We start from the raw sequence: 26,435 nt of genomic DNA on the forward strand, positions 1-26,435 counted from the left end.
GATGGACCTGCCGCTGTCCGTGCAGTACGCGATCATCGCCGTGGCGGTGGTGGTCAGCCTGTGGGTGGTGGCGAAGAAGCAGTTCCCGGGGCCGCTGCGCCGGTTGCGCATCGCGCTGGCGCTGCCGCTGCTGCGCGAGGGACGCGCCGGCTGGCTGCGCGCCATAGGGCGCCGCATCGCGCCGCCGGGCAATGCCGGCGGCAACGACGCCTGCGGCGGCTGCGACAACTGCGGGCCGTCTGATCCGCGGCGGTAGGGTGGAGTCCCGCGAATCTCCAGGGCGTCATCACCGCGAAGGGGGATCTCGTGCCTTGAGACGACTGTAATGACCCAGCGGTTCCTGCACAGGTCAGGCTGCTAAGGCATAAGCCTCGGCGGGTGTCTTCATGCCCAGCGCCTGGTGGGGGCGCCGGTGGTTGTAGAACTGGATCCAGTCGCCGATCACGCGCATGGCGTGTTGCTGGGTTTCGAAGCGGTGGCGATGCGCGCACTGCTCCTTCAAGGTGCGGATGAGGCGCTCGACCATCCCGTTCTGCTGCGGGCAGTGCGGGGTGATGAACTCCTGCTGCAGGCCGTAGCCGCGCACCAGCCGCGTGTAGTTGCGACTGGTAAAGACCAGGCCATTGTCCGAGCGCAGCAGGAATGGCGCCTGCACCCGGCCCAAGGTCCCGAACCGGGCGATCAACGCCTGCTCCAGCGCCGCGGCCGCGGTGCTGGCCTTGCCGCTGCGCGAGAGTTGCCAGCCCAGCAGCTGCCGGGTGTAGCAGTCGATCACCAGGGCCAGGGTGAGCCAGCCATCCCGACCACCCCAGATCCGACACAGGTCGGTCGCCCAACGTTCGTCCGGGGCCTGCGCCACCGACGGCAGCGCCTGGATCCGTGGACGAGCACCCACGGCCCGTTTGCGGACCTGCCAGCCCATCAGTTGGAAGATCCGCTGCACCGTGTTCTTGTTCATGTCCAGGAGGCCCGCCACCGTCCGGTAGCCGAACGATGGCTCTTCCTCGATCAGCGCCTTGATCGGCTCGGCCAACTCCGGCCGCACCGTCGGCGGTGCCTTGGTCGGTCGGTAGTACACCGTCCTGCGCGCCACGCCGAACCACCGGCACAGCTTCACCATCGAGACCTCGAAGCCGTCCTCCCGCAGTCCCTGCTGGATTGAGACCATCAGGTCTCGTCCTTGCCCAACAGGGACGCCAATTTTTTTCGAGCGCGCAGCTCCAGCATCGCCTCGCCGTAAGCTTCCTGCAGGTCCTTGAGCTGCCGCTCGTACTGCTCCCGAACGTCCTCGGGCTTCGCCCGCAGGGCGTTCTCCATCCCGCGCTTGCCTTCCTCGACCCAACCCTCGACTTCTGATGGGGTCAGGTCGAACTGCCGGCTGGCCTCGGCCACCGTCGTCTTGCCCTGGATGATTTCCAGCACCAGCGCCGACTTCCGCCGGGCCGTCCATCGCTTGATCTCTTCGTCCATCACTTGGCTCATCGTGCTCTCCGTCAAAAGGTAGCACCTGAGCAGGAAATCACTGGGTCATTACACGACTCGGGAAGTCGTGGGGTCCCCGCCTTCGCGGGACGACGAATCGGAAGTTTCTTGCGGGACACCGCACTGACCCACCCCCGATAGCAGGGCCATTAGCCGGTAGAGATTCCGACCTGGGTGGTCGAGCGCAGCTTCGGCTGGGTCAACCGCTTCCGGAGATTGGCCTGGGACTACGAGCGGCTACCCGAGACCTTGGCAGGGCTGCACTTCGTCGTCTTCACAATCTTGATGCTCGGCAATGCCGCTACGATCCTTCAAGGTTCATAACACGCTCTAGCCCATCGGTTGGGAACTGAGCGGGCAGTTTCTCAGTGCGCAGTTTTGGCAATTGAGCTACCTTAATTCTTCGTCATTTTCGTGACGAGACTTAAGCCAGGAGCGAACCAACATGGCGACTCTGCTTGCGATCATTCAACTGTTGCTTGTTCCTGTACTCCTCGTTCCCGCGTTGGCTGTTCGCTTTGCAGGAAAATCGAGGCCGCTAAACATCGTCAGCTACGCGCGTGTGAAGGACCCTGCTGCCCTGCACCGCTGGGCTGGGAACCGGCTTGCTATTCTTCCTGTGCTCTTCCTGATGTCTGGACTGGTTTCGCTGCAGAAACCGGGACTATCAGCGGCGCTTCTTATACTGATGGTACTTACAGTACTGATTGTTGCTGTCTCACTTGCCGTAGGCGCAGAGAAATTTCAGAATCCGCACTGATGTTCCACTTGATTCAATTGCGATTCTCGGCGATCGCTGTGTTGGGTGCTTGAAAGTTCGCTACGGTGTGAGGTCCAGAAATCACATCAGTCCACACATCCACAATAAGCAGGTGCATCGCCGACCTTTTTTCTTGCGGAACGACATCGCCAGTGGCTGCAGCAGCCTGTGACCGTTCGGAAAGAACCTTCAGCGTCTGGCCGAGACCCAAGGATAGAAGCAGTGCGCCCGGCCTGAGTAGTAGTTGCATGTGGTGCAACTGGACTATTGGGGGGCGGTAGCCAATGCCTCAAGAAGGGCATCGGGATCGTCGGGCGACACCAAGATAGAGTACCCCGCGGTGGTCGGAATGACCAGAACCCTTTCACCCTCAGTTACGGCGGCGAAAATCTTTTCACCGCCGGACTTTGCCCTGAACCAACCCAACGCCAAACCTGGCATGCCAATACCATTGGTCCGCAGACCAAGCATTTGTGATGGGTCTGCTGGATCACGCCTCATCACCGCGTCACGGCGCACCTCACTGAGGGGAACAGAAACGCGATAAAATCCTCCACCTACTCGCAGCGTGTCCGCATTGACCTCTATCCGAACTACGGAAAGTTGCCACAATGCGAGGATCGCGAGCAGGACTGCAATCCCGACAGTGCCGATTGAGGGTGCGAGACTGCCCTTCCCTTGGTGCGCGAAGGCGTACAGCAATCCAGCTATGAGCAAGAGTGGTGCCGACCCCAGCAACAGCAAGGTTGAGATGGTTTTGGGATTCAGAGCGCTGATAGAGAACATTGGAAGTCAGGCCGATAGGTTCGTAGGAATGCCTGCCGATCGGCAAGCATAATGTGCTACAGCATCCACAGCCTTGGGCATGGTCTGGCGATCAATACTGATGATTTGGAGATTGGACAGTGATACCAGGACGGCCTCGACCTCCTCCCGGATCAGACCACGCAGTGCGTGCAGCTGCATCTGTCCGTCGTGAGTGACAGCGGCAATTTTGTAGGCTCGCTGAATGTTGCGAATGGCCGCCGGATCGAGCCTCATGAACTGCCCCGTGAAGGGTGCACTGAACGACTGCGGCAGAGTAGAGCCTCCGGCAAAGATGGCGGTCATTACGGCGATGCTGATGCTAATACCGGCCAGCACGGCAACAGTAGCCGCTATCGCAACGGATACATAGAGTGCCGCCATCAGCGCGATGCCGACCACGCATGCGGCCATGGCTGAGCATGCCGCAATCGTAACCTCGCCGCTATTGCCGTTGAGCACGCGCGCCACTGCGGCCAACTCGTCTTCCGCATTCAGCGCACCGGATTCGCGCAGAATCTCGAGGAGTTCCGATTGCTCCTGGCGTGTCATGGGTGTCTTGCTGCGCTCATCGATGGCTCGCCTAATCTCTGTCAGATTGTCGGAGATCAACCGTTGGACGCGTGCCTGCAACTCCGAGGGGTTGCGCGGCTCGAATACTCCGGCTGCTTCCAGGTAGGCGAACAAATCCGGATAGTTGCGCCGCACCAAGGCGTTCTTCACTGAGGGCTCGGTCAGTGCAACGAGCATCCTCACGGATGTATCGACAAGGGTTGAATCAGTGCCATCGAGGCCGTGCGCCTCAAAATATTTGCCTGGACCGGCGAAGAAAGCGCCAGCGGCTTTCTCATCTGTCAACACAGATTCGACCAGCGTCGACACGCGAGAAAGATCAGTCAACGCTTCAGCGGGAATTCCAGACTCCGCTAGAGGTAGGACCATCTTCTCAGCAGTCACTGCGGCTCCAGCCAAGGGAGCTTTACTGGCAGGAGCTCCGTGCAATCGGCCGAAGGAAGACCCCGCCGCTGTTGGTAATGTCGCAGCCAACGGGGCGATGAGGCTGGCCTGGATCAATTTCCTTCGGTTCTTGTCCGCTTTCATGTGTCTGCCTCAATCAGAGTGAAGGAGTGGTGTCTGCGCGCTCACGCAGAGCCATCGCAATCTTGAAGCGAGTCGTAATCTCAGGAACGAACTCCTGGTAGCGTTCCATCACCGTGGCTCGTACATCGGGATTCTTGTGAAGTATCGCGCATGCTTCGCAGATGTGGACCACATTCTTTAAGTATCGCTCGGCAGACGCGTCCATCAGGCGCTCGACGATTGTGTATGGCCCGTCGACCTGTAGCCACACCTTCATGAAATCGTCGAACTGGGAGGCATAAAGCGCCTCCATGTTGCTTCCGTTGTTCTTTCCCAGCCTCATCTCGGGAATGTGTTCGAGAGTGAGTCCGCAGCAGGCCGACAGATTATCGTGCGGCGTAACTACAGTCGTGCCGAAAATCTGATCACAGCCCTTGCGGAGTTCTTGGACATCTACCCGCTGCTCTCGATATTCTGCAGTATCGTGGAACGGCATCCACGAGTTCGATTGAATCGTCACTGCGCGCGATTCGATAAACGGCGCCAACAATGGGTGCTTGAGTAGTTCGTCAAGAAGGCTGCGGTCTTCTCCGTCATTCTCGACAGTGATGAGGCAGAATAAGCCAGCCTCCGCAGTTGCGGCGGCGGCGTTCACGACGCTAGCCGCAGGCACCCATTCCTGATGGTCACGGCCGGTGCTAATGTTGAGCTCGCATAGCCCAGCCTGCGTGAGTTTTTTGACAGCTGTGCGTGCTGATTGCGGTGTCTTGCCCCAATAACCATTGGAGACTACCCGTGTGGTCAGGCCCTCGGCGCTCGCAAACGCAATAGCCGCATGCAGATCGTCCTTCAACATCATTGCTTCGCCGCCGCTGAACGCAACCAGCGCAAGCCGCGGAAAAGTCCGCTTTGCCTCCGCGATGCGCGCAATAATTGTCTCGCGCGAAAGCCGGCCCGTCACCCTGGGGCCCGACTCGAAACAACACTGCTTGCAGGCCGCCGTGCACTGATAGGTGCAAAGCACGGTGAGCGTATGCGGACTGAATGCTCTGTCGATTCCCACGTCCTTGTGTCCCCTAATACTGGATCAATATCCAGATCGGTAGTACGCCGTTGGGAAGGATAGATCTATCGCTAAACTCGACCGCTGTCAATGCCTGCCCCGAGTGGCGCGTACTTTCAGCGGATTACGCCGGAACATCACGCAATTCTCACTTAGCCAGGCACGCAATCAGCCGCGGCAACAGGCTCTGCTCCAGCCTGATCAGGTAGAGCCGGCAGATGAGTAGACTTAACGTCTGCGGTGGCAACGCTAGAGCGTGTTATGAACTTTGAAGCGTTGGCGCTATGTTACGCCGATGACGTCACGCAAGCCGTATCCGACCAACGTTTCCGACGAAGAATGGGCCTTCGCTGCGCCCTACCTGACCTTGATGACCGAGCAGGCGCCGCAGCGCAAGTACGATCTGCGTGCGATGTTCAATGCTCTTCGCTGGATGGCGCGGGCCGGGGCGCCCTGGCGCCTGCTCCCCCAATGACTTCCCGCCGTGGGAAGCGGTCTATCAGCAGACCCAATGCTGGCTTCAGGCAGGCTGTTTCGAGGCGATGGTCAATGACCTGCGTTCGATTCTTCAAGTGGCCCGGGGCAAGCAAAGGCAGCCCAGCGCTGCGATCTTCGATGGGCATACGTTGCAATCGACCTGCGAGAGCGAGGCACGTGCGGGTTACGATGGGTACAAGCGCAGGAAGGGCAGCAAGGTACACATGGCGGTCGATACGCTGGGCTACCTGCTCGCAGCACAGGTCACGCCCGCCAGCGAGCAGGAGCGTGCGCAGGTGTGTTTGTTGTCGCAGGAAGTGCAACATGTGACAGGCGAGGCGGTGAAGTTGGCCTTCGTGGCTCGGGGGTACACCGGCGAAGAGGCGGCAGACGCGGCGAAGGAAGAAGGCATTGACCTGCAGGTGATCAAGCGGCCGGAAGCGAAGAAGGGATTCGTGCTGCTCCCCAGGCGCTGGGTGGTCGAGCGCAGCTTCGGCTGGGTCAACCGCTTCCGGAGATTGGCCTGGGACTACGAGCGGCTACCCGAGACCTTGGCAGGGCTGCACTTCGTCGTCTTCACAATCTTGATGCTCGGCAATGCCGCTACGATCCTTCCAAAGTTCATAACACGCTCTAATTCATTCCTGCGTCGTACTGAAGCATCCCGCACACTGAAACCACGCTAGTGCTTCGTGCCGCGCCTGCCACCCTTGCCGGCCGCCGGCGTCATTTCGACCGCCAGGGCGAAGCTGCGCTGCTCGCCCGCCTGCATCGCGCCGACGCCGACCACCTCGCGCCGGATCTCCTCGCCGCGATCGTTGCGGATGCTCAGCACCACGCAGTATTCCCATGCGCCGCCGTCGGCCGGCTGGCGGATGCTGCCCTCGACCTTCAGCGGGGTGATGGTTTCCGCGGCGGCGGCCGTCGCGGCCGCCGTCGGGTCGTAGCGCAGGTGGTGCCGGCACGCCGGGCAGACCACGGCGCTTTCCAGGATCGTGGTCTTGCAGTGCGGGCAGGTGCGGGTGGCGCCGGGCGTGCCGGGGCGCGGATTGATCATGCCGCCGGGCCGGAGTCCTTGCCGCCCTTGTCGGAGGAGGCCTTGTCGCCTTCCCAGCCGAAGTCGGCCTGGCCGCGCATCCGCGAGCCGGCGGCCACGGTCAGCGAGCCGGCCTTGACGTCGCCGATCAGCACGCCGGAGGCGAGCAGTTCGACGCGCGCGGCCGATTCGATGTTGCCTTCCAGTTCGCCGGCGATGATCACCTTCTTGGCGCGCACGCCGCCGTTGAGCTTGGCGCCGTTCTCGATGGTCAGGTCGCCCTGCACGTTGACGTCGCCCTTGAACTTGCCGGCGATGCGGATGTGGCCGGCGCCCTCGATCTTGCCCTCGATGGTCAGATCGGCGGCGATCAGCGATTCCTTCAGCTCACGCTCGGCGGCGGCGCGGGCGGCCGGCGGTGTGACGGTGGGCGTGAAATCGGCGGCGGCCGCCGGCGCGGGGTCGCGCAGGGTCACCGGTTCCGGCGGCGGGGCGGGGGAATCCTTGCGGGCCTGATCTTTCCACATGGACATGGGCGGGGGTCTCCAGTCTGGAAGGACCCGCACTATGGCCCGTCACCGCGCGGCGAAGTTGTGACCTGTTGCGGAAAAAGACCGATGGATGCGGCTTTCGTGGGCCGTGGCCCCGCTTGCGCGCCATCACGTTCCGTTTCGGCGTGCCGCCGCTGGCGCTTCAGGGAAACAGCAGCAGCACCGCTGCCAGCGTGGCCGCCAGTCCGCCCGACCACAGGCCCAGCCATCCGCCGCTGCGCCGCGCCTGCGGCATCGCCAGCCGGTGCCGGTGCGCCAGCAGGCGGTCGTGGCCCAGCAGCAGGCCCAGCGCCGACAGCGGCACCAGCAGCATCATCCGATCGCCGGCCAGGCGCGCCAGGTCGAGCTTGACCAGCAGCGTGCCGGTGAACAACGCGGCCAGGCACAGCAGCGCGAAGGCCAGCCAGTACGCGCCGCCCGAGCGCGGCGCGATCCAGACCATCGCCAGGATCAGGAAGCCGAGGTTGCCCAGCCACGGCAGGAACAGGCCCAGCAGGGTCAGTCCGCCCGCGAGCGCCAGGGTCAGTGCCAGCGACTCGTCCCAGCCGCGCTTGCTGCGGTTCCATTCGCGCAGCCGGATCAGGCCGGCCAGCGCGACGGCGTACAGCAGCCAGGGGATGACGATCCAGCCCAGCGTCCGTGGCAGCACGTCCAGCAGCGGCGCCGTCGGGATGCTCAGGCGCGAGATGGCCCAGGCGGCGAGCAGGCCATACAGCAGCCAGCGCGAGACCAGCAGCGCCCAGCGCGGGCGGGCGAAGCGCGCGCGGTCGGTGGCCTGCAGCCAGAACGCCAGGCTGCCGCCATCGAGATGGCGCCGGGTCATCGCCGGGTGCGCCTGCTGCAGATCCAGGAGGGTGGCGCGCAGCCGGCCGGGCAGGGTGGGGCAGAGCATCAGCAGCCAGCGCCGCGCCGGCCGCATCGGCTCCATCAGCTCGCGCAGCAGCAGGCGATCGACCGGCTTGCCCGACTTCGATTTCAGCGCCGACAGGGTGCGCTCGACGAACGCCTGCGCCGCCTCGCTGCGTTCGCTGGCGGTGCGCACCTGCTCGGCCAGCCAGCGATCGCCCAGCAGCGCGTCCAGGCCGAAGAACTCCAGCACCACCTCCAGCGGTTCCGGCATCGGCGGCGGCTCGCCTTCGACCAGCATCTCGACCACGTGCGGGCGCAGCGCGTCGCGCAGCGACAGCGAATACAGATCCTCCTGCTGCCAGAGCCAGTCGCGCAGCGCCGCGGCGTCGTCGGCCTGCAGGCGCTCCCACAGTTCGCGCAGGAACGGGCCGGCATCGTAGGTGCGGGTCTCCGGGATGTGCGCGGCATCCGGCACGTGCGGGTCGCCGTCGCCGAAACCATGCGGCGCGCCGTCCGCCTCTTCCGTGCGGGATTGCGGCGCGCGCGCGGGAAGCGCCGCGTCGTCGTCGCGGGCGGGAAGAGGCGCGTCCTCCGTATCGATGCCGGCATCGCCATCGACATCGGCCACTGCCAGCGCGCGCCGGCGCGCCAGCATCAGGCAGTGCTGGTAGGCGTCGTTGAGGCGCTGGAACGCGGCCGCGTCCTCGTCGGGCCGGCACTGCCGCAGCAGCCGCGCATAGGCACGCTTGATCGCGCGCTCGTCCGCGTCGGCCGGCAGCCCCAGCTGCCCGAACGGCGTCATGCGTCGATCCGCTGTTCGAGCTCGTCCAGCGCGCGCGCCAGCTCGCCGCGATGGCGGGCGATGCGCTCGCGATCCTGGCTTTCCAGCACGCCCATGAAGCGCGCCAGCCAGTCGTGCAGCATCGGCCGCAGGTCGAGGTGATCCTCGTACAGCCGCTCGGCGCGCGAGATCACCGCCAGGTTGGCCTGGTCCTCGCGCGGATGGATCTTCAACGCTTCCAACTGCGCCAGCCGCTCGCGGATCTCGGCCTGGGTCAGCACGCCGGGGTTGCCCTCCAGGATCAGCTCGTGCTTCAGGCCGGTCGCCAGCACGTGCGCCTCGACCTGCAGCACGCCGTTGACGTCGTAGGTGAAGCGCACCTCGAAGTTGTTCTGCTCGCGCGTCCTGCCCTTGGGCAGCGGCACCCGCAGGGTGCCCAGCAGCACGTTGTGGATCACCCGCGGGCTCTCGCCCTGATAGATCTCCAGCAGCACGTGGTCGGCGTTGTCGTGCAGCGGGGCGAACGTCTCGGCGCGGCTGACCGGCACGGTCGCGTTGCGCTCGATGATCGGGCTGAAGTGGCCGGTGGTCTCGCGGCCGCCGTCGTCGATGCGGCCGGTGCCGACGCCGAGCGTGTACGGGCACACGTCGGTCATCACCACCTCTTCCAGCGACTGGTCGCGCGCCTTCATGCCGGCGGCCACGCACGCGCCCAGCGCGATGGCCTGGTCGGGGTTGACGTGGCGCAGCGGCAGCCGCCCCAGCATGCGCGCGACCAGCCGGGTGAACAGCGGCATCCGCGACGCGCCGCCGACCATCACCACTTCCTGCAACTGGTCCGGGGCCAGCCGCGCGTCGCGCAGCGCGCGCTCGATCGGCTGGCGCAGCCGCTGCAGCAGCGGGTTGGCCAGCTCGTGGAAGCGCGCTTCGGCGATCTCCCACTCGCAGGCGCGCCCGTCGAGCTGGATCTGCAGGCCGGCGCGATCCTGCTGGCCGAGCTGGCGCTTGAGCGCCTCCATGCGCAGGCGCAGCTGGCCGTTCTCCTGCGCCGACAGCTTCTGCGGGTCCAGTTTCTGATCGCGGCAGAAGGCGTCCACCAGCAGGTCGAGGAAGTCCTCGCCGCCGAGGCGGTTGTCGCCGGCGCTGGCGTGCACCTGCATCACCCCATCGAAGACCTCCAGGATCGACACGTCGAAGGTGCCGCCGCCCAGGTCCAGCACGATGAAGGTCGAGCCGTCCACGCGTTCCTGCAGGCCGTAGGCCAGCGCGGCGGCGGTGGGCTCGTTGATCAGCCGCTCGACCTTGATGCCGGCCAGCTCGCCGGCCGCGCGGGTGGCCTTGCGCTGCGAGTCGCCGAAGTAGGCCGGCACGCTGATCACCGCCTCGGTGATCTCCTGGCCCAGGTGGCTGCGCGCGTCGTCCAGCAGCGCGCGCAACACCAGCGCCGACAGTTCCTCGGGACGGTACTTGCGCGATCCCAGCGCGGTCTCGCGCTGGCTGCCCATCCAGCGCTTGAAGGTGGCCACGCTGTCGCCGGGATGGGTCAGCAGGCGCTCGTGCGCGGCGCGGCCGACCATCAGCCTGCCGTCGGCGTCGACGCTGACGGCCGAAGGCGTCAGGTACTCGCCGAGCGCGTTGGGGATCAGCCGCGGCGCCTGTCCGTCGTAGCAGCCGATCAGTGAATGGGTGGTGCCAAGATCGATGCCGACGATCATCCGGCGTCCTGTGCGGGAAGGGGCGATGACAGTTTAAGCGGGCGGCCGGCATGCCGAGAACCGCTGCCGGCCGGGCAAGCCACGGCGGCGCGCCTACATCCGGAACACGCCGAACCTGGCCGGCTCGATCGGCGCGTTGAGCGAGGCCGAGATGCCCAGCCCCAGCACCCGGCGGGTGTCGGCCGGATCGATGATGCCGTCGTCCCACAGCCGCGCGGTCGCGTACCACGGACTGCCTTGGGTCTCGTACTGCTCGCGGATCGGCGCCTTGAACGCTTCCTCTTCGGCGGCGCTCCAGCTGTCGCCGCGCGCCTCGATGCCGTCGCGGCGCACCGTCGCCAGCACGCTGGCGGCCTGCTCGCCGCCCATCACGCTGATGCGCGCGTTCGGCCACATCCACAGGAAGCGCGCGCCGTAGGCGCGGCCGCACATGGCGTAGTTGCCGGCGCCGAAGCTGCCGCCGATGACCACGGTGAACTTGGGCACCGACGAGCACGCCACCGCGGTCACCATCTTGGCCCCGTCCTTGGCGATGCCGGCGTTCTCGTACTTGCGGCCGACCATGAAGCCGGTGATGTTCTGCAGGAACACCAGCGGGATGCCGCGCTGGTTGCACAGCTCGATGAAGTGCGCGCCCTTGAGCGCGCTCTCGCCGAACAGGATGCCGTTGTTGGCGACGATGCCGACCGGGTAGCCGTGCAGGTGGGCGAAGCCGGTCACCAGCGTCCTGCCGTAGCGCGCCTTGAACTCGTCCAGTTCGCTGCCGTCGACGATGCGCGCGATCACCTCGCGGATGTCGAACGGCTTGCGGGTGTCCTTCGGCACGATGCCGTACAGCTCCTCGGCCGGGTAGGCGGGTTCGCGCGCCTGCCGCACGGCCACCGGCAGGGTCTTGCGGCGGTTGAGGTTGCCGACCAGGCGGCGGGCGATGTCGAGCGCGTGGCGGTCGTCCTCGGCGAAGTGATCGGCCACGCCGGACACGGCGGTGTGCACGTCGGCGCCGCCGAGCGCCTCGGCGTCGACCACCTCGCCGGTGGCCGCCTTCACCAGCGGCGGGCCGCCGAGGAAGATCGTGCCCTGCTCGCGCACGATGACGCTCTCGTCGCACATCGCCGGCACGTAGGCGCCGCCGGCGGTGCAGCTGCCCATCACCACCGCGATCTGCGGGATGTTCTCGGCCGACAGCCGCGCCTGGTTGTAGAAGATGCGGCCGAAGTGCTCCCGGTCGGGGAACACCTCGTCCTGCAACGGCAGGAACGCGCCGCCGGAATCGACCAGGTAGACGCAGGGCAGGCGGTTCTCGCGCGCCACTTCCTGCGCGCGCAGGTGCTTCTTGACCGTCATCGGGAAGTAGGTGCCGCCCTTGACGGTGGCGTCGTTGGCGACGATCACCACTTCCAGCCCCTGCACGCGGCCGATGCCGCAGACCATGCCGGCGGCCGGCGCGGCGCCGTCGTACATCTCCTCGGCGGCGAGCGGGGCGATCTCCAGGAACGGCGAACCCGGATCCAGCAGCGCGGCGATGCGATCGCGTGCCAGCAGCTTGCCGCGCTCGGTGTGCCTGTCGCGCGCCTTGCTGCCGCCGCCATCGGCGGCGCGCGCCAGCCGGCGTTCGAGTTCGGCGACCAGCGAGCGGTGGTAGTCGGCGTTTTCCTGGAAGGCCTGCGAGCGCGAATCGATCTGGGTGGACAGGAAGGACATGCCGGTACCGGTCGGTGGAAAGACGCGATCTGAACACAAAGGCCGCGCCATACCAAACCCAATGCCGGCGCGGACATGACTGCGGACATGACAAGGCCCGCTCGCGCGGGCCTCGTCGCAACCGATGGCGCGGGTTACTGGCGCTTTTCCTCGGCCTTGGCTTCGGCCTTCTCCGCGACCTCGGCGGCCTTGTCGGCGGTGGCCTGGGCGGCGCGCGCGGTGGCCGCGGCGGCGTCGCTGGTCGCCTCGGCGCTGGCCGCGACCGTCGCGTCGGCGGCGTCGCGGGTGGCCGCGGCTGCGGCATCGGCGGCCTCGCGGGCGGCGGTGGCGGTGTCGTTGGCCGCTTCGCGCGCGGATTCGGCGGCACGGTCGGCGGCGGCGTCGGCCTCGCGCGCGGCCTGGTCGGTTTCCTGCGGCGTACAGGCGCCCAGCGCCAGGATAGCGGTGGCGGCCAGCAGAACGTGGCGGATCTTCATGGCGGGTTCCTCATCGAGAAAGGGGGAGGACAGCGCCGGCAAGTCTAGGCAGTGCCGGATGCGGGCCATGTGAACACGCCAGCCGTTCCAGTGAACGCCCGCTTGACCGGAAGCGGGATGCGCCCACGCCGCAAGCCGTGTGGCGCGCATACGAAAAAGCCGCCGGTTTCCCGGCGGCTCTTCGTTACCACGGTGCCTCTCGCAGAGGCCAGGAAGATTACTTCTTGGCTTCTTCGGCGGCGTCCTTGGCAGCCTCGGCGGTGTCGGCAGCCGCAGCAGCGGTGTCGGCAGCAGCGTCGGCGGCGTCGGAGGTGGTGGCGGCAGCAGCGTCGGTGGCGGCAGCAGCAGCGGCGTCGGCGGCGGTGGCGGCGGCGTCGGCAGCTTCCTGGCCGGCTTCGGCGGTCGCGTCGCCAGCGGCGGCGGCGGCGTCGGCAGCAGCCTGGGCTTCGGCGGCGGCGGCGTTGGCGTCGGTCGCGGCGTCAGCAGCCTGGTCCTGGTTCGAGCACGCAGCCAGGGCAGCAGCCAGAGCCAGCGCGATCAGAGCCTTGTTGATGGTCATTTTGCGATTTCCTCGTCGTTAGTTAGGCAACGCGCAATTGCGCGCCCGCAACATGATGACAAGCCGGTGACGGCTGTCAAGCGGCAGCTGGCTTAATTTTGTCAAAGGGTCGTTAATCGTTTGCCGGCGTCCTCGCCGGGAAGCGGTTACACGATCTCGACGGCGATGGCGGTGGCCTCGCCGCCGCCGATGCACAGCGACGCGACGCCGCGCTTGCCGCCGGTCTTGCGCAGGGCATGGATCAGCGTCACCACCAGCCGCGCACCGGAGGCGCCGATGGGATGGCCCAGCGCGCAGGCGCCGCCGTGGACGTTGACCTTGGCGTGCGGGATGCCGAGTTCCTTGATCGGCGCCATCGCCACCACCGCGAACGCCTCGTTGATTTCGAACAGGTCCACGTCCTCGACCTTCCAGCCGACCTGCTCGAGCAGCTTGCCGATGGCGCCGACCGGGGCGGTGGTGAACCACTGCGGTTCCTGCGACAGGGTGGCGTGGCCGACGATGCGCGCCAGCGGCGCCAGCCCGCGCCTGGCGGCTTCCTCGGCGCTGAGCAGCACGGTCGCGGCGGCGCCGTCGGAGATGCTCGAGGAACTGGCCGCGGTCACCGTGCCGTCCTTTCTGAAGGCCGGCTTGAGGGTCGGGATCTTGGCGACGTCGGACTTGCCCGGCTGCTCGTCGGTGGCCACCTCGATCTCGCCCTTGCGGGTGGCGACCTTGACCGGGACGATCTCGTCGGCGAACGCGCCCGACTGCTGCGCGGCCTGCGAGCGCCTGACCGATTCGATCGCGTAGTCGTCCTGCTCCTGGCGGGTGAAGCCGAACTTCTCGACCGTGGCCTCGGCGAACACGCCCATCGACTGGCCGTCGTAGGGGTTGGTCAGGCCGTCCCAGGCCATGTGGTCGACCGCCTGGAAACCGCCGTAGCGGTTGCCGGTGCGCGAGTTGGGGAACATGTGCGGCGCGTTGGTCATCGACTCCATGCCGCCGGCGACGACGATGCTGGCCGAGCCGGCCTTGATCAGGTCGTGGCCCAGCATGATCGCCTTCATGCCCGAGCCGCAGACCTTGTTGATGGTGGTGCAGCCGGCGCCGACCGGGATGCCGGCCGCCAGCGCGGCCTGGCGCGCCGGCGCCTGGCCCAGGTTGGCCGGCAGCACGCAGCCCATGATGACTTCGGACACGTCGGCCGCGGGCACGCCGGACTGCTCCAGCGCCGCGCCGATGGCCGCCGCGCCCAGGGTCGGCGTCGGCACGCCGGTGAACTGGCCCAGGAAGGAACCGATGGCCGTGCGCTTGGCGGCGGCGATGACGATGTCGGACATGGCGGGAATCTCGTGGAGGTAGAGGCCGGATTATCCGCCCGCCACGGTAGGCGCGGCAAATCGCCCGCGTACGGGCAGGCGGCGGCGCGATCGCGCGCGAGCGGGGAAGGCGGCTGGAGCTTGCGTGCCTTGTCCTCGCTGACCCGCGCGGGAACCGGCAACCGCCTCCAGCGGTTAGCAGCCGGGAAGGGGAGTCTTCGCGCGCCCCGAACGGGCGACGGGGAAGCGCCGGCGCGGACGGCGGATGCGCCGCCCGCGCCGGACGCGGTCAGCTGCGGCCTTCGAACAGCTCGCGGCCGATCAGCATGCGGCGGATCTCGTTGGTGCCGGCGCCGATGGCGTACAGCTTGGCATCGCGCAGCAGCCGGCCGGTGGCGTACTCGTTGATGTAGCCGTTGCCGCCCAGCGACTGGATGGCCTCCAGGGTGACCTGCACGGCCGCCTCGGAAGCGTGCAGCAGGCAGCCGGCCGCCGCCGCGCGCGAGGAATGGCCGCCGTCGTAGTCGCGCGCGACCTGGTAGGCGAACGCGCGGCTGGACTGCAGTTGCACGTACATGTCGGCCAGCTTGCCCTGCATCAGCCCGAAGGTGCCGATGGCGGCGTCGAACTGCCTGCGCGCGCGCACGTAGGGCAGGGCGATGTCGAGCGCGGCCTGCATCAGCCCGATGGGGCCGCCGGACAGCACCAGCCGCTCGGTGTTCAGGCCGCTCATCAGCACGCGCACGCCCTGGTTGACCTCGCCGAGCACGTTCTCCTGCGGGATCTCGCAGTCCTCGAACACCAGCTCGCAGGTGTTCGAGCCGCGCATGCCGAGCTTGTCCAGCTTCTGCGCGGTGGAAAAGCCCTGCATGCCCTTCTCGACGACGAAGGCGGTCATGCAGCGGCTGCCCGCCTCCTTGCCGGCGGTGCGCATGTAGACGATCAGCACGTCGGCCTCGGGGCCGTTGGTGATCCACATCTTGTTGCCGTTGGCGATCCAGACGCCGTCGCGCAGCTCGGCGCGGCAGCTCATCGAGCCGACCACGTCCGAGCCCGCGCCCGGCTCGCTCATCGCCAGCGCGCCCTTCCATTCGCCGCTGCACAGCTTCGGCAGGTACTTGCGGCGCTGCGCGTCGGTGCCGTTGAGGTAGAGGTTGGACACGCACAGGTTGGAGTGCGCGCCGTAGCTCAGGCCGACCGAGCCGGAGGCGCGCGAGATCTCCTCCATCGCCACCAGGTGGGCCAGGTAGCTCATGCCGCTGCCGCCGAACTCCTCCGGCACCGTCATCCCCAGCAGGCCCATCTCGCCCAGCTTGGGCCACAGATCCTGCGGGAACGCGTTGTCGTGGTCGATCCGCGCCGCGCGCGGCGCTATCTCGGCTTCGGCGAAACGGCGCACCGCCTCGCGCAGGGCGTCGATCTCTTCGCCCAGTGGAAATGCTCGCATCCGGTCCTCCCTCCTTTGCGGGCTATGGAATGTGTCGCTCGGTTTTCAATGCTCGCCGCGCAGGTGCCCCATGAAGCGCGGCGCGGTGCGGCCCAGCGGCAGCTTGAGCTTGCCGATGGACGCGATGCGCGCCTCGGCGATGCGGTCGGCGGCGTAGTGCGGGGTGATGCCTTCGCGCTCGGCCAGGTCGAAGATCCGGCCGACGGTATGGTAGATGGTACGCATCATCCGCATCGCGCGCTCGCGGTTGTAGCCGTCGATCTCCAGCGACACGTTCATCACCCCGCCGGCGTTGACCGCGTAGTCGGGCGCGTACAGGATGCCGCGCCGCGCCGCCTCCTCGCCGGTGACGTGCGACATCTGGTTGTTGGCGGTGCCGCAGATGATCCTGGCCTTCAGCCGCGGCAGGGTCTGCTCGTTGATGGCGTACTCCATCGCGCACGGCGCGAACACGTCCACCGGCAGTTCGTAGATCTCGTCGGGCTTGACCGCCTCGGCGCCGTACTCCTCGACCGCGTGCTCGACCAGCTTCGGGTTGAGGTCGGTCACGAACAGCTTGGCGCCGCGCTCCTTGAGCAGCTTGACGAACTCCATGCCGATGTGGCCCAGGCCCTGCACCGCGATGCTGGCCTTGCCGACCTCCTCGTGGCCGAGCTTGCGGCCCAGCGTGGCCATCAGCCCCTGCAGCGCGCCGTAGGCGGTGAACGGCGCCGGGTCGCCGGAACCGCCGTGGACCTGGTGCACGCCGACCACGTACTCGGTCTCGCGGTAGACGTGTTCCATGTCGTTGACGTCGGTGCCGACGTCCTCGGCGGTGATGTAGCGCCCGCCCAGCGAATCGACGTAGCGGCCGAAGCTGCGGAACAGCGCCTCGGTCTTGTCCTGGCTGCTGTCGCCGATGATCACCGCCTTGCCGCCGCCGACGTTGAGCCCGGCCAGCGCGTTCTTGTAGGTCATGGTGCGGCTCAGCCGCAGCGCATCGGTCAGTGCGGCGGCGCTGTCGGCGTAGGTGCGCATCCGCACCCCGCCCAGCGCCGGCCCCAGCACGGTGCTGTGGATGGCGATGATGGCCTTCAGCCCGGCATCGGGGTTGTGGCAGAAGATGACCTGCTCGTGGCCGGAAGTGGCCAGGGTTTCAAACATCATGGGTAGCTCCGGCGCTTGGGGCGATGCGGACTGGCCTGGATACGGGTCAAGTGGCTGATCGGCAATAAAAAAAGCGACGTTTACGGTAGGGGCCGTGGTCGTCGCAGATGCGCAGTCTAATCCAATCGCCGCGCGCCGGCCGTACAGGCTGCCGCGACCGTGGGCCGAAAGGGCCTGGAAAGAAACGAACGGTCGTGCTATTTATGCCGGCATGAACCTGGCCGCGACCACCAGCAAGGGCAGCGCCACCCGCGAGATGATCCTCGCGCGGGCCTACGCGATCGCCTGCCGGCACGGGCTGGAAGGGCTGTCCATCGGCGAGCTGGCCAGCGCCGCGGGCATGTCCAAGAGCGGGGTGTTCGCCCATTTCGGATCGCGCGAGGAACTGCAGCTGACCGTGCTGGACTGGGCCGCCGCGCGCTTCGGCGAGGCGGTGATGGGGCCGGCGCTGCGGCAGCCACGCGGGCTGCCGCGCCTGCGCGCGCTGATGCACGGCTGGTTCGACTGGATCTGCGCCAACCCCGACGGCTGCGTGATCCTGGGCGTCAGCGGCGAATACGACGGGCGGCCCGGTCCCCTGCAGGAGCGCGCAGTTTCCTGGCTGGGCCTGTGGCGCGCGCAGCTCGGCAAGGCCATCGCGCTGTGCATCGAGACCGGCGAGCTGCGGGCCGACACCGACGCCGAGCTGTTGGCATTCCAGTTGCTCTCGCTGGCGCATGGCCTGCACGACACCCGCATCTACGACACCTCCAACACCGGCGAACTTGCCCGCCGCGCGCTGGCGCATCTGCTCGACGCGCATTCTTCCTGAGCCTCTTCGGAAACCGACATGGCCGTCCTCGCTGCCGCGAAAAAAAGCACGAACGTTCTATATTTCCTGCGACTCCTCTCCCTGCGCCTGGGCTTCCGGCTGGGCGGCTGGCTGATGCCGACCACCGCGCTGCTGCACGCCTTCCGCCTGTTCGGCACGCCGCTGCCGGGAGGACGCCGGCGCGCGGGCGACAGCGACGGTGCCGGCGCGCGCATCGAAACGCTGGCCTTCGGCAGCCAGCAGGTGGCGATCTATCGCTGGGGTGATGCCCGGACCCAGCCGGTGGCGTTGCTGGCGCACGGCTGGTCGGGTTATGGCCTGTTCTTCCTGCCGTGGGTGGAGCCGCTGCGCCGCGCCGGCTACGCGGTGGTGGCCTTCGACCAGATCGCGCATGGCCGCAGCGGCGGCCAGCGCACCACGCTGCCGATGTTCGCCGAGGTGATGCGCCGGGTCGCCGGGCACGCCAGCCCGCCGGCTGCGCTGATCGCGCACTCGATGGGCGGCGCGGCGGCGACCCTGGCGCTGGCGGGCGGGATGCCGGCCGGCCGCGTGGTGCTGATCGCCCCGTCCGCCGATCCGGTGGCGGCGGCGCGCCGCTTCGGCGGCCTGATCGGCCTGGCCACGCACCTGACCGAACGGTTGTTCGACGAATACGAGGCGGTGACCGGCATCGCGCCCGGCAGCCTGCAGGCCCACGTCAACGCGCCTTCCATCGCCACGCCCGCGCTGATCGTCCATGACGTCGAGGACCGCGAGGTGCCCTGGTCCGAAGGCGAGCGCTACGCGCGCTACTGGCCGGGCGCGCGATTGCTGACCACGAGCGGGCTGGGGCATTACCGCATCGCCAACGACGCCGGCGTGATCGCCGAGGCGCTGCGCTTCCTGCGCGGGGAAGCCGTCGGCGAGCGGGTCGTGTCCACGCGCGAACTGCCCTACGGCTGCTTCTGAACTCGCTGGCGGCGAGGAGACACCGCACGCCGGCGTAGGGAGCGCGTTGCGGGTTCAGCGGCCGCGTTCGCCGCGCGCGCTACAATATCCGGCTTGCAACGATGCCAGCGAGTGAGGGCGCATGAGCACACCGGCTACCCGTTTTACCGCAGCGCAGGCCGAGCCTACGCCGCTGCGCTTCGTCACCGCGGCCAGCCTGTTCGACGGGCACGACGCGGCCATCAACATCATGCGCCGGCTGATCCAGTCGCAGGGCGCCGAGGTGGTCCACCTCGGCCACAACCGCAGCGTCGAGGACGTGGTCCGCGCGGCCTTGCAGGAGGACGCCGACGGCATCGCGCTGTCGTCCTACCAGGGCGGCCACGTCGAGTACTTCAAGTACATGGTGGACATGCTGCGCGAGCGCGGCGCGTCGCACATCCGCGTGTTCGGCGGCGGCGGCGGCACCATCACGCCGGAGGAGATCCGCGAACTGGAGGCCTACGGCGTCGAGCGCATCTACCACCCCAACGACGGCATGAAGATGGGGCTGGTGGAGATGATCGGGGATGTGGTGAGCCGCGCTTGCGCGGCTCGGGATTCGGGATTGGGGATTGGGGATTCGCAAGGACAGGCGCCTGCGATCGACGACGAGATCTCCATCGGCCGCATGCTCTCGGCCATCGAGGACGGCATCTTCAGCGAAGCCGAACTCGCGCTGATGCGCAAGACATGGGCGAATCCGCGATCTTCCTCCCAATCCCCAATCCCCAATCCCGAATCCCGGACCGGCGGCACGCCGGTCATCGGCATCACCGGCACCGGCGGCGCCGGCAAGTCATCGGTCACCGACGAACTGCTCAACCGCTTCCTGTCCAGCTTCCCGGCCATGCGCATGGCGGTGATCTCGGTCGATCCGACCCGCCGGCGCACCGGCGGCGCGCTGCTGGGCGATCGCATCCGCATGAACTCGCTGCGCAGCGAGCGCATCTACATGCGCTCGATGGCCACGCGCCGGCAGAACGTGGCGACCAATGCGGTGCTGAAGGACTGCATCGCCTTCCTCAGGTCGCTGGGCTTCGACCTCATCATCGTCGAGACGGCCGGCATCGGCCAGAGCGATTCGGAGATCGTCGACCTGGTCGATTTCCCGATGTACGTGATGACCAGCGACTACGGTGCGGCCAGCCAGTTGGAGAAGATCGACATGCTCGACTTCGCCGAGCTGATCGTGCTGAACAAGTACGACCGCCGCGGCGCCGAGGACGCGCTGCGCGACGTGCGCAAGCAGTGGAAGCGCAACCGCACCGCCTTCCAGACCCCGGACGCCGAGGTGCCGGTCTACCCGACCATCGCCAGCCAGTTCAACGATCCCGGCGTGAGCTGGATGTTCGTCAACCTGTGCCGGTTGTTGCGTGGGAAGCTGGGATTCGGGATTGGGGAGTCGGGATTTGAAAAGCCCTCCCCTTCAAGGGGCGGGTCGGGTGGGGAGGGTGCCGCCTCCACTCGCTGCGACTTCAACCCGCAACTGGACACCTCCCTCAAGGAGCCCCGCGCCACCGTCCTCATCCCGGGCAGCCGCGTGCGCTACCTGGCCGAGATCGCCGAGCAGGGCCGCAGCATCAACCGCCGCATCGAGAGCGAGGCCGAGACCGCCAGCCGCGCGCAGAGCTACTGGCAATCGCTGAAGGATCTCGACGATCCGCTGCTGCCCAAGGCGCTGGAACTGTATCCCGCCGACGCGATCCTTCCCCCGCCTGCGGGGGAAGGTGCCCGAAGGGCGGATGGGGGCAGGGCCGGTGAAGCCCATCGGCAAGCGGGGGAGGGAGCGCCGACTGCCGACCGCACCCTGCTCACCCTGCGCCAGCGGTACAACGATGCCGTGCAATCGCTCTCGACCGAGGCCCTCAAGCTGCTGCACGAATGGCCCGCGCGCCTCAAGGCGGCCACCGACGAGGTCAACGAGTACGAGGTGCGCGGCAAGACCATCCGCATCGAGAACTACCGCACCTCGCTCAGCCACCAGCCGATCCCGAAGATCGCCCCGCCCAAATACCGCGGCTGGGGCGAGTTGCTGACCTTCCTGCAAAAGGAGAACCTGCCGGGCAGCTATCCGTACACCGGCGGCGTCTACCCGTACCGCCGCACCGGCGAGGATCCGATCCGCATGTTCGCCGGCGAGGGCACGCCGGAGCGCACCAACCGCCGCTTCCACTACCTCAGCGTCGGCCAGCCGGCCGCGCGCCTGTCCACCGCCTTCGACAGCGTCACCCTGTACGGCGAGGACCCGGCGCCGCGTCCTGACATCTACGGCAAGATCGGCAACTCCGGCGTCAACATCCCCACGCTGGACGACATGAAGAAGCTGTACTCCGGCTTCGACCTGTGCGCGCCGACCACCAGCGTGTCGATGACCATCAACGGCCCGGCGCCGATGATCCTGGCGATGTTCATGAACACCGCCATCGATCAGCAGGTGGAGAAGTACCTGAAGAGCGACCCGCAGCGCTGGGCAGAGGCCGAGGCGAAGATCGCCGCGTTCTTCGAGGGCCGCGAGCGCCCGCGCTACCACGGCGACCTGCCGCCGACCAACGACGGCCTGGGCCTGGGACTGCTCGGCGTGACCGGCGATCAACTGGTCGATGCCGACACCTACGCGCGCATCAAGTCCGACACGCTGAAGACCGTGCGCGGCACCGTGCAGGCCGACATCCTCAAGGAGGATCAGGCGCAGAACACCTGCATCTTCAGTACCGAGTTCGCGCTGCGGATGATGGGCGACATCCAGCAGTACTTCGTCGACAACGGCGTGCGCAACTTCTACTCGGTGTCCATCTCCGGCTACCACATCGCCGAGGCCGGCGCGAACCCGATCTCGCAGCTGGCGTTCACCCTGTCCAACGGATTCACCATCGTCGAGTACTACCTGGCGCGCGGGATGAGGATCGACGACTTCGCACCCAACCTGTCGTTCTTCTTCAGCAACGGCATGGACCCGGAGTACACCGTCATCGGCCGCGTCGCCCGCCGCATCTGGGCGCGCGCGATGCGCGAGCGCTACCAGGGCAACGAGCGCAGCCAGATGATGAAGTACCACATCCAGACCTCCGGCCGCTCGCTGCACGCGCAGGAGATCCAGTTCAACGACATCCGCACCACGCTGCAGGCGCTGTACGCGCTGTTCGACAACTGCAACAGCCTGCACACCAACGCCTACGACGAGGCCATCACCACGCCGACCGAGGAGAGCGTGCGCCGCGCGGTGGCCATCCAGATGATCATCAACAAGGAACTGGGCCTCAACTTCAACGAGAACCCGTGGCAGGGCAGCTTCGCCGTCGACTACCTGACCGACCTGGTCGAGGAGGCGGTGTACAAGGAGTTCGAGGCGATCAGCGAGCGCGGCGGCGTGCTCGGCGCGATGGACACCATGTACCAGCGCGGCAAGATCCAGGAAGAGAGCCTGTACTACGAGCACAAGAAGCACGACGGCTCGCTGCCGCTGGTCGGCGTCAACACCTTCCTGCCCAAGGAGCACGGCGGCGAGGTCGCCACCGAGATCGAGCTGATCCGCTCGACCGGGGAGGAAAAGGCGCAGCAGATCGCCAACGTGCAGGGCTGGCAGCGCAACCGCAACCCGCTGGCCCCGCTCGGCGAGACCGAGCACGGCCACAGCATCGCGCTGGAGGAGCATGCCGCCCCCGAAGTGCACGACGGCCACGGCCTGGCCTATCTCCAGCGCACCGCGCGCGAGCGCAGGAACGTGTTCGCGGCGCTGATCGAGGCGGTCAAGACGCACAGCCTGGGCCAGATCAGCCATGCGCTGTACGACGTGGGCGGCGAGTACCGCCGCAACATGTAGGGCCGGCTTGGTGGCTTCAATCGAGAAACCCGCCGTTCGGCGGGTTTTTTTGTTTACGTTGTGTGGCAGGGCCTGGAACACCAGTAGCAGCCGTTGGATTGGCTGTAGTAACGCTTGGCCTCGCGCACCGCATCCTGGCACGTGTAGTGAATGCCGAGGTCCAGGCGGTTCGAGGGGAGGAAGCCGCAGGTTTCCACATGCACTTCATGGTCACCATTGGCTTGTTGCTCGTGATTGACGTAGTAGCGGGGCATTGCGATGACTCCTCGGTGGTTCGTGGAGTCACGCTAGGGTCGTTGAGTCTCACGAATGGAGATCGCAGCGCAAGAATGTGGACCGTCTGTCGGCAGTCCTACCTGTAAGCTCCCGGTCCGCGCCAGATCAGTTCGCCGCGGCGGTACACGCGCACCACGCTGACCACGTCGCGGGCGTCGCCGATGTTGGCCAGCGCGGGATCGTCCGGTTGCACCAGGCGGCAGCCGCCGGAGCCGCGGCGGGCGACGATCTCCAGGGCGCACACCATGAATTCGCTGCGGCCGGGCAGGGGGAAGGAGAGTTCGGCCATGCCGCGCTCCTGCCAGTCGCGCAGGCGCAGTTCGTTGCGCAGGTCGTAGTAGATCTGGTGGCCGTCCACTTCCATGTTGGGGGTGTTGTTGTTCTGTCCCGGTCCCTGGTAGCGGCCGGTGCCAGCGGTAGGGCCGCTGTTGGTGGGGGCGGTGTCCTGTGCCAGCAGGCCGGGCGGTTGGCCCCAGCGGCCGGAGCGGCGCCAGGCGGGGATGGGCTGGCTGGCGGGCGGCCGGGTCTCCTGCGGGACGACGGCCTGTTCGGCGGCCGGCGGCGTGGCCTGCACTTCTTCGGGGCTGATGGGGGTCTCGGCCTCGGTCACGCGGGTGGCGTCGACGGGCGAGGCGACGGCGGTGGTCACCAGCGGTTTGCGGGGGCGGGGCCGATCGCTGGGCGGGGCGGCGGCGGCCGGGGGCACGGGCGGTTGCTGATCCTCCCGGGAGGCCTCGCCCAGGAAGTCGACCTTGACGCGGGCGCCGCCGCTGCTGCTGCCCTCGGGCGGGGCTAGGGATATCTTTGATGAATACAGCAGCGCCAGCACGAACAGGACGTGCATCAGCAGGCTCGCCAGCGAGGCGATCCATTGCGGGTGGCGATCGATCAGGCGCTCGGTGGTCGGTGCACGACGCGACGCATCGCTCATGTGGAGGCGCGGACGTCGGGGGAGGGGGACTTCATGGGGGGAAGAGCATGGGACGTGGAGGCGACATTACCCGGAGCGCCGGGATGTGCCAAGGTTGAAGCGACAAGCTGCTCGGCTCTTACCATCCGCAGATCGGCCCGGACGTCACCGCCAAGGCGCTGGACTGCTTGGCCCCGACCGACGATGGAAGCGTCCCCTGCGAACCGGGCTCGCATCCGGCTTGCGCCGCGGCGGCCGCATCAATCCCGATCCGGCGCACCCAGCGGGAAGTAAGCGCGATACGGCCGCGCTTCGTCCACGGCCCGCTTGAACGAAGGACGCGCCAGCAGGCGCTTGCGGTAGGCGTGGACGTTGGCGAAACGCTCGTCTATCGCATGCGTCCAGTCGGCGTAGAACAAAAAGGGCGCCGCGGCGCAGTCGGCCAGGGTGAATGCCGCGCCGGTGGCCCACTCGCATCCGGCCATGTGGCGGTCCAGCCAGGCGTAGGCCGTTTCGAGCATCGCGCGGGCTTCCCGGACGCCGTGGGGATCGCGGTCGGATTCGTCGCGGATGGCGTCGAACACCACTTTCTGCTGCGGCGTGGAGACGTAGTTGTCGAAGAAGCGGTCCAGCATCCGGACTTCCAGCGCGGCATCGCGATCCTCGGGAATCAGGCGCACCGGGCCGGGGAGGTGCAGGTCGAGGTATTCGATGATGCAGCTCGCTTCCAGCACCGTGCGCTCGCCGTGGACCAGGACCGGGAAGCGCTTCATCGGCCACAACGCCGCCAACTCCGCGCTGGCTTGCGGGTCCTCCAGGTTGCGGTAGTCGAAGGGAGTCGCGTTCTCGTACAACGCCACGAGCGCCTTCTGGCAGTACGACGAGAACGGATGGGCGTACAGGCGCGGCAGGTTGGTGGACATCTTTGGCTTTCCCGGATGGACTTGCTGGCATGACGAGCGGAATGGCCCAGGTTCGACAGGCGTGATGCAGGGCGCAGGCGCCAGCTACACAATCCGTCCGCAGGGCCTGGCCCGCGCGCAATCGTGGATGGCGGGCTTCAGCCGCGCCGTGCGGCCTCGATGGCGGCGATGTCGATCTTGCGCATCGTCATCATCGCCTCGAACGCACGCCTGGCCGCCGCGCGGTCGGGACCGGTGACGGCCTCGTTCAGCACGCGTGGGGTGATCTGCCACGACAGGCCCCACTTGTCCCTGCACCAGCCGCATTGGCTTTCCTCGCCGCCGTTGCCGACGATCGCGTTCCACAGGCGATCGGTTTCGGCCTGGTCCTCGGTGACCACCTGGAAAGAGAACGCCTCGCTGTGCTTGAACGCCGGGCCTCCGTTGAGTCCGAGGCAGGGAATGCCGAGCACGGTGAATTCCACCGTGAGCACGTCGCCCTCCTTGCCGGAAGGGTAGTCGCCCGGCGCGTGGTGCACCGCCGTCACCGCACTGTCGGGGAAGGTTTCGGCATAGAAGGTCGCGGCTTCGAGCGCGGTGCCGTCGTACCAGAGGCAGATGGTGTTCTTGTGGCTCATCGGGATTCTCCGGGGGGGACGCCGGCGCGCGCTACTGCGATGCCGGGCAGGCGGCATCCTTGCCCTGATGCGGTGCGCAGACCTTCTTGCGGCATTCGATGCCGGCCAGCGTATTGGCCGCCGGGCAGGCACGCAGCCGGTCCTGTATTTCCTGCGAGCGCGAAGGCGCTTCGTGCCTGTCCGCCTGCACGCCGCCGTTCGAGGCCCGGGCGGCGGCGGTCCCGGTGCGCGTGGCGCTGCTTTCGCCCTGGATCCTGGCGATCAGCGCGTCCATCGATTCGTGCTGCTGTTCGCTGGAGGCCGCCTTTTCTTCCTGCCGGATGATGCTCAGCAGCGAGGCGAGCAGGCGCGGATCCGATTCCTGCTGCACGGCGCGGACAGCGGGCGCCGACGCGGCCGCGACGCGGCGTGCGGGCGCGCGGACGCCGGCATCGCCCGATGGCGAAGCCCTGGCCGCGGGCGGCGCATCCACCCCGGCCACGGCATCGGTATCCACCGACGCGATGCCGGCGAGCGCGTCGGCCGGGGAGGTGGCGGCCTGCGGATCATCGACGATAATGGCGCCGCCTTGATCGGGGACGGCCTGCGCCGGCGCCGCCACCGCATCGGGCATTGCGACCGCGTGCCGGAGCGAAGGAGAAGCAGCGGGCTCGTGCCCGCGGGTCGCCGGCCACCAGGAACCCAGGGCAAGGATGACAAGGACGACAGAACCGGCCGCCAGCAGGGCGAGCAGAAGCCTGTTCCGGAAGGCGGAAGCCGATGCGACAGGCTCGCGGCTTTCCATGCCGGCGAGGATGCGGCCGGCCGCCGTGGCCTGCGCCGGTTTCCGGTTTGCAGCCTCCGCGACCAGGCTTGGACGATTGGAACCGGCTGTGTTCAAG

The 26,435-nt window shown here is 67.3% G+C and carries 26 protein-coding genes and 2 pseudogenes; 7 read left to right on the plus strand and 21 right to left on the minus strand.

Annotated features, from left to right (window positions below; genetic code table 11):
• Position 1 precedes the first annotated feature (1 nt).
• Complete coding sequence (locus AAG688_RS07235; protein ID WP_411834662.1) at positions 2 to 256, plus strand: DUF6587 family protein; 255 nt, start codon at positions 2 to 4, stop codon at positions 254 to 256.
• Between the two features lie 93 nt (positions 257 to 349).
• On the opposite strand, the gene AAG688_RS07240 is transcribed toward AAG688_RS07235, so the two are convergent.
• Positions 350 to 1,168 (minus strand): IS3 family transposase, encoded by an 819-nt coding sequence (locus AAG688_RS07240; protein WP_411833735.1) that lies wholly within the window; start codon positions 1,166 to 1,168, stop codon positions 350 to 352.
• Positions 1,168 to 1,482, minus strand: a complete 315-nt coding sequence (locus tag AAG688_RS07245; RefSeq protein ID WP_411833340.1) for a DUF1153 domain-containing protein — start codon at positions 1,480 to 1,482, stop codon at positions 1,168 to 1,170. Before AAG688_RS07245 ends, AAG688_RS07240 begins: the two co-directional genes overlap by 1 nt.
• Before the next feature lie 171 nt (positions 1,483 to 1,653).
• On the opposite strand from AAG688_RS07245, the pseudogene AAG688_RS07250 reads away from it, so the two are divergent.
• Both AAG688_RS07250 and AAG688_RS07255 read left to right on the plus strand, forming a co-directional pair.
• Positions 1,654 to 1,806, plus strand: a pseudogene (locus tag AAG688_RS07250) (transposase); the annotation flags it as partial.
• A gap of 121 nt (positions 1,807 to 1,927) precedes the next feature.
• Positions 1,928 to 2,242: a hypothetical protein gene (locus tag AAG688_RS07255; RefSeq protein ID WP_411834663.1), complete on the plus strand. Its 315-nt coding sequence runs from the start codon at positions 1,928 to 1,930 to the stop codon at positions 2,240 to 2,242.
• Positions 2,243 to 2,255: 13 nt separating this feature from the next.
• Here the strand turns inward: AAG688_RS07255 and AAG688_RS07260 are convergent, their stop codons facing one another.
• From AAG688_RS07260 to AAG688_RS07275, 4 genes are read right to left on the minus strand one after another with little or no spacing between them, the layout of a single operon-like run.
• Complete coding sequence (locus AAG688_RS07260; RefSeq protein ID WP_411834664.1) at positions 2,256 to 2,492, minus strand: hypothetical protein; 237 nt, start codon at positions 2,490 to 2,492, stop codon at positions 2,256 to 2,258.
• A 14-nt stretch (positions 2,493 to 2,506) separates the two neighbouring features.
• Complete coding sequence (locus AAG688_RS07265; RefSeq protein WP_411834665.1) at positions 2,507 to 3,028, minus strand: PH domain-containing protein; 522 nt, start codon at positions 3,026 to 3,028, stop codon at positions 2,507 to 2,509.
• Positions 3,029 to 3,034: 6 nt separating this feature from the next.
• Positions 3,035 to 4,147, minus strand: a complete 1,113-nt coding sequence (locus tag AAG688_RS07270) for a hypothetical protein (protein WP_411834666.1) — start codon at positions 4,145 to 4,147, stop codon at positions 3,035 to 3,037.
• A gap of 13 nt (positions 4,148 to 4,160) precedes the next feature.
• Positions 4,161 to 5,189, minus strand: coding sequence for a radical SAM protein (locus AAG688_RS07275; protein WP_411834667.1), 1,029 nt, complete (start codon positions 5,187 to 5,189; stop codon positions 4,161 to 4,163).
• A gap of 295 nt (positions 5,190 to 5,484) precedes the next feature.
• Here AAG688_RS07275 and AAG688_RS07280 point away from each other — a divergent pair.
• Positions 5,485 to 6,352, plus strand: a pseudogene (locus tag AAG688_RS07280) (IS5 family transposase).
• Here AAG688_RS07280 and AAG688_RS07285 read toward each other — a convergent pair.
• The 10 genes from AAG688_RS07285 to AAG688_RS07330 form a co-directional block, all read right to left on the minus strand.
• Positions 6,349 to 6,723, minus strand: coding sequence for a hypothetical protein (locus AAG688_RS07285; protein WP_411834668.1), 375 nt, complete (start codon positions 6,721 to 6,723; stop codon positions 6,349 to 6,351). The pseudogene AAG688_RS07280 and the gene AAG688_RS07285 overlap by 4 nt on opposite strands.
• Positions 6,720 to 7,235, minus strand: coding sequence for a bactofilin family protein (locus tag AAG688_RS07290; protein WP_411834669.1), 516 nt, complete (start codon positions 7,233 to 7,235; stop codon positions 6,720 to 6,722). Before AAG688_RS07290 ends, AAG688_RS07285 begins: the two co-directional genes overlap by 4 nt.
• A 160-nt stretch (positions 7,236 to 7,395) precedes the next feature.
• Positions 7,396 to 8,904 carry a J domain-containing protein gene (locus AAG688_RS07295; RefSeq protein WP_411834670.1) on the minus strand — a complete coding sequence of 503 codons (1,509 nt, stop codon included), beginning with the start codon at positions 8,902 to 8,904 and terminating at the stop codon, positions 7,396 to 7,398.
• The gene (locus tag AAG688_RS07300; RefSeq protein ID WP_411834671.1) at positions 8,901 to 10,598 is read right to left on the minus strand and encodes an Hsp70 family protein; all 1,698 of its coding nucleotides are present in this window, start codon (positions 10,596 to 10,598) and stop codon (positions 8,901 to 8,903) included. The genes AAG688_RS07295 and AAG688_RS07300 overlap by 4 nt, the downstream gene beginning before the upstream one ends.
• Before the next feature lie 93 nt (positions 10,599 to 10,691).
• A complete protein-coding gene (locus AAG688_RS07305; protein ID WP_411834672.1) occupies positions 10,692 to 12,299 on the minus strand; it encodes a carboxyl transferase domain-containing protein in 1,608 nt (535 codons plus the stop codon).
• Positions 12,300 to 12,433: 134 nt separating this feature from the next.
• Complete coding sequence (locus AAG688_RS07310) at positions 12,434 to 12,775, minus strand: hypothetical protein (protein ID WP_411834673.1); 342 nt, start codon at positions 12,773 to 12,775, stop codon at positions 12,434 to 12,436.
• Positions 12,776 to 12,992: 217 nt separating this feature from the next.
• Positions 12,993 to 13,334, minus strand: coding sequence for a hypothetical protein (locus AAG688_RS07315; protein WP_411834674.1), 342 nt, complete (start codon positions 13,332 to 13,334; stop codon positions 12,993 to 12,995).
• Between the two features lie 146 nt (positions 13,335 to 13,480).
• A complete protein-coding gene (locus AAG688_RS07320; protein WP_411834675.1) occupies positions 13,481 to 14,656 on the minus strand; it encodes a thiolase family protein in 1,176 nt (391 codons plus the stop codon).
• 268 nt (positions 14,657 to 14,924) lie between these two features.
• Positions 14,925 to 16,082 (minus strand): isovaleryl-CoA dehydrogenase, encoded by a 1,158-nt coding sequence (locus tag AAG688_RS07325; protein ID WP_411834676.1) that lies wholly within the window; start codon positions 16,080 to 16,082, stop codon positions 14,925 to 14,927.
• A 45-nt stretch (positions 16,083 to 16,127) separates the two neighbouring features.
• Positions 16,128 to 17,228 (minus strand): Glu/Leu/Phe/Val dehydrogenase dimerization domain-containing protein, encoded by a 1,101-nt coding sequence (locus AAG688_RS07330; RefSeq protein WP_411834677.1) that lies wholly within the window; start codon positions 17,226 to 17,228, stop codon positions 16,128 to 16,130.
• Positions 17,229 to 17,439: 211 nt separating this feature from the next.
• On the opposite strand from AAG688_RS07330, the gene AAG688_RS07335 reads away from it, so the two are divergent.
• From AAG688_RS07335 to AAG688_RS07345, 3 genes are all read left to right on the plus strand, one after another.
• Positions 17,440 to 18,039 (plus strand): TetR/AcrR family transcriptional regulator, encoded by a 600-nt coding sequence (locus tag AAG688_RS07335; protein ID WP_411834678.1) that lies wholly within the window; start codon positions 17,440 to 17,442, stop codon positions 18,037 to 18,039.
• Between the two features lie 18 nt (positions 18,040 to 18,057).
• On the plus strand, positions 18,058 to 18,987 hold the full coding sequence (locus AAG688_RS07340) for an alpha/beta hydrolase (protein WP_411834679.1): 930 nt from the start codon (positions 18,058 to 18,060) through the stop codon (positions 18,985 to 18,987).
• A 121-nt stretch (positions 18,988 to 19,108) separates the two neighbouring features.
• Complete coding sequence (locus AAG688_RS07345) at positions 19,109 to 22,828, plus strand: methylmalonyl-CoA mutase family protein (RefSeq protein WP_411834680.1); 3,720 nt, start codon at positions 19,109 to 19,111, stop codon at positions 22,826 to 22,828.
• A 53-nt stretch (positions 22,829 to 22,881) separates the two neighbouring features.
• On the opposite strand, the gene AAG688_RS07350 is transcribed toward AAG688_RS07345, so the two are convergent.
• The 5 genes from AAG688_RS07350 to AAG688_RS07370 form a co-directional block, all read right to left on the minus strand.
• Positions 22,882 to 23,082 carry a hypothetical protein gene (locus tag AAG688_RS07350; RefSeq protein WP_411834681.1) on the minus strand — a complete coding sequence of 67 codons (201 nt, stop codon included), beginning with the start codon at positions 23,080 to 23,082 and terminating at the stop codon, positions 22,882 to 22,884.
• A gap of 98 nt (positions 23,083 to 23,180) precedes the next feature.
• On the minus strand, positions 23,181 to 24,035 hold the full coding sequence (locus tag AAG688_RS07355) for a type II toxin-antitoxin system RelE/ParE family toxin (RefSeq protein ID WP_411834682.1): 855 nt from the start codon (positions 24,033 to 24,035) through the stop codon (positions 23,181 to 23,183).
• A gap of 239 nt (positions 24,036 to 24,274) precedes the next feature.
• Positions 24,275 to 24,937, minus strand: coding sequence for a glutathione S-transferase family protein (locus AAG688_RS07360; RefSeq protein ID WP_411834683.1), 663 nt, complete (start codon positions 24,935 to 24,937; stop codon positions 24,275 to 24,277).
• Between the two features lie 137 nt (positions 24,938 to 25,074).
• The gene (locus AAG688_RS07365; protein ID WP_411834684.1) at positions 25,075 to 25,554 is read right to left on the minus strand and encodes a VOC family protein; all 480 of its coding nucleotides are present in this window, start codon (positions 25,552 to 25,554) and stop codon (positions 25,075 to 25,077) included.
• 31 nt (positions 25,555 to 25,585) lie between these two features.
• Positions 25,586 to 26,434 carry a hypothetical protein gene (locus tag AAG688_RS07370; protein WP_411834685.1) on the minus strand — a complete coding sequence of 283 codons (849 nt, stop codon included), beginning with the start codon at positions 26,432 to 26,434 and terminating at the stop codon, positions 25,586 to 25,588.
• Position 26,435: the final 1 nt, after the last annotated feature.

Origin of the sequence: Pseudoxanthomonas mexicana, assembly GCF_046736355.1 — a bacterium.
GTDB classification, from domain to species: domain Bacteria; phylum Pseudomonadota; class Gammaproteobacteria; order Xanthomonadales; family Xanthomonadaceae; genus Pseudoxanthomonas_A; species Pseudoxanthomonas_A mexicana_B.

What these genes read in the sequence shown, in the direction of transcription:
- AAG688_RS07235 (WP_411834662.1), top strand. Translation starts at nt 2, where the DNA reads ATGGACCTGCCGCTGTCCGTGCAGTACGCGATCATCGCCGTGGCGGTG.
- AAG688_RS07240 (WP_411833735.1), bottom strand. Translation starts at nt 1,168, where the DNA reads ATGGTCTCAATCCAGCAGGGACTGCGGGAGGACGGCTTCGAGGTCTCG.
- AAG688_RS07245 (WP_411833340.1), bottom strand. Translation starts at nt 1,482, where the DNA reads ATGAGCCAAGTGATGGACGAAGAGATCAAGCGATGGACGGCCCGGCGG.
- AAG688_RS07255 (WP_411834663.1), top strand. Translation starts at nt 1,928, where the DNA reads ATGGCGACTCTGCTTGCGATCATTCAACTGTTGCTTGTTCCTGTACTC.
- AAG688_RS07260 (WP_411834664.1), bottom strand. Translation starts at nt 2,492, where the DNA reads ATGCAACTACTACTCAGGCCGGGCGCACTGCTTCTATCCTTGGGTCTC.
- AAG688_RS07265 (WP_411834665.1), bottom strand. Translation starts at nt 3,028, where the DNA reads ATGTTCTCTATCAGCGCTCTGAATCCCAAAACCATCTCAACCTTGCTG.
- AAG688_RS07270 (WP_411834666.1), bottom strand. Translation starts at nt 4,147, where the DNA reads ATGAAAGCGGACAAGAACCGAAGGAAATTGATCCAGGCCAGCCTCATC.
- AAG688_RS07285 (WP_411834668.1), bottom strand. Translation starts at nt 6,723, where the DNA reads ATGATCAATCCGCGCCCCGGCACGCCCGGCGCCACCCGCACCTGCCCG.
- AAG688_RS07290 (WP_411834669.1), bottom strand. Translation starts at nt 7,235, where the DNA reads ATGTCCATGTGGAAAGATCAGGCCCGCAAGGATTCCCCCGCCCCGCCG.
- AAG688_RS07295 (WP_411834670.1), bottom strand. Translation starts at nt 8,904, where the DNA reads ATGACGCCGTTCGGGCAGCTGGGGCTGCCGGCCGACGCGGACGAGCGC.
- AAG688_RS07300 (WP_411834671.1), bottom strand. Translation starts at nt 10,598, where the DNA reads ATGATCGTCGGCATCGATCTTGGCACCACCCATTCACTGATCGGCTGC.
- AAG688_RS07305 (WP_411834672.1), bottom strand. Translation starts at nt 12,299, where the DNA reads ATGTCCTTCCTGTCCACCCAGATCGATTCGCGCTCGCAGGCCTTCCAG.
- AAG688_RS07310 (WP_411834673.1), bottom strand. Translation starts at nt 12,775, where the DNA reads ATGAAGATCCGCCACGTTCTGCTGGCCGCCACCGCTATCCTGGCGCTG.
- AAG688_RS07315 (WP_411834674.1), bottom strand. Translation starts at nt 13,334, where the DNA reads ATGACCATCAACAAGGCTCTGATCGCGCTGGCTCTGGCTGCTGCCCTG.
- AAG688_RS07320 (WP_411834675.1), bottom strand. Translation starts at nt 14,656, where the DNA reads ATGTCCGACATCGTCATCGCCGCCGCCAAGCGCACGGCCATCGGTTCC.
- AAG688_RS07325 (WP_411834676.1), bottom strand. Translation starts at nt 16,082, where the DNA reads ATGCGAGCATTTCCACTGGGCGAAGAGATCGACGCCCTGCGCGAGGCG.
- AAG688_RS07330 (WP_411834677.1), bottom strand. Translation starts at nt 17,228, where the DNA reads ATGATGTTTGAAACCCTGGCCACTTCCGGCCACGAGCAGGTCATCTTC.
- AAG688_RS07335 (WP_411834678.1), top strand. Translation starts at nt 17,440, where the DNA reads ATGAACCTGGCCGCGACCACCAGCAAGGGCAGCGCCACCCGCGAGATG.
- AAG688_RS07340 (WP_411834679.1), top strand. Translation starts at nt 18,058, where the DNA reads ATGGCCGTCCTCGCTGCCGCGAAAAAAAGCACGAACGTTCTATATTTC.
- AAG688_RS07345 (WP_411834680.1), top strand. Translation starts at nt 19,109, where the DNA reads ATGAGCACACCGGCTACCCGTTTTACCGCAGCGCAGGCCGAGCCTACG.
- AAG688_RS07350 (WP_411834681.1), bottom strand. Translation starts at nt 23,082, where the DNA reads ATGCCCCGCTACTACGTCAATCACGAGCAACAAGCCAATGGTGACCAT.
- AAG688_RS07355 (WP_411834682.1), bottom strand. Translation starts at nt 24,035, where the DNA reads ATGAGCGATGCGTCGCGTCGTGCACCGACCACCGAGCGCCTGATCGAT.
- AAG688_RS07360 (WP_411834683.1), bottom strand. Translation starts at nt 24,937, where the DNA reads ATGTCCACCAACCTGCCGCGCCTGTACGCCCATCCGTTCTCGTCGTAC.
- AAG688_RS07365 (WP_411834684.1), bottom strand. Translation starts at nt 25,554, where the DNA reads ATGAGCCACAAGAACACCATCTGCCTCTGGTACGACGGCACCGCGCTC.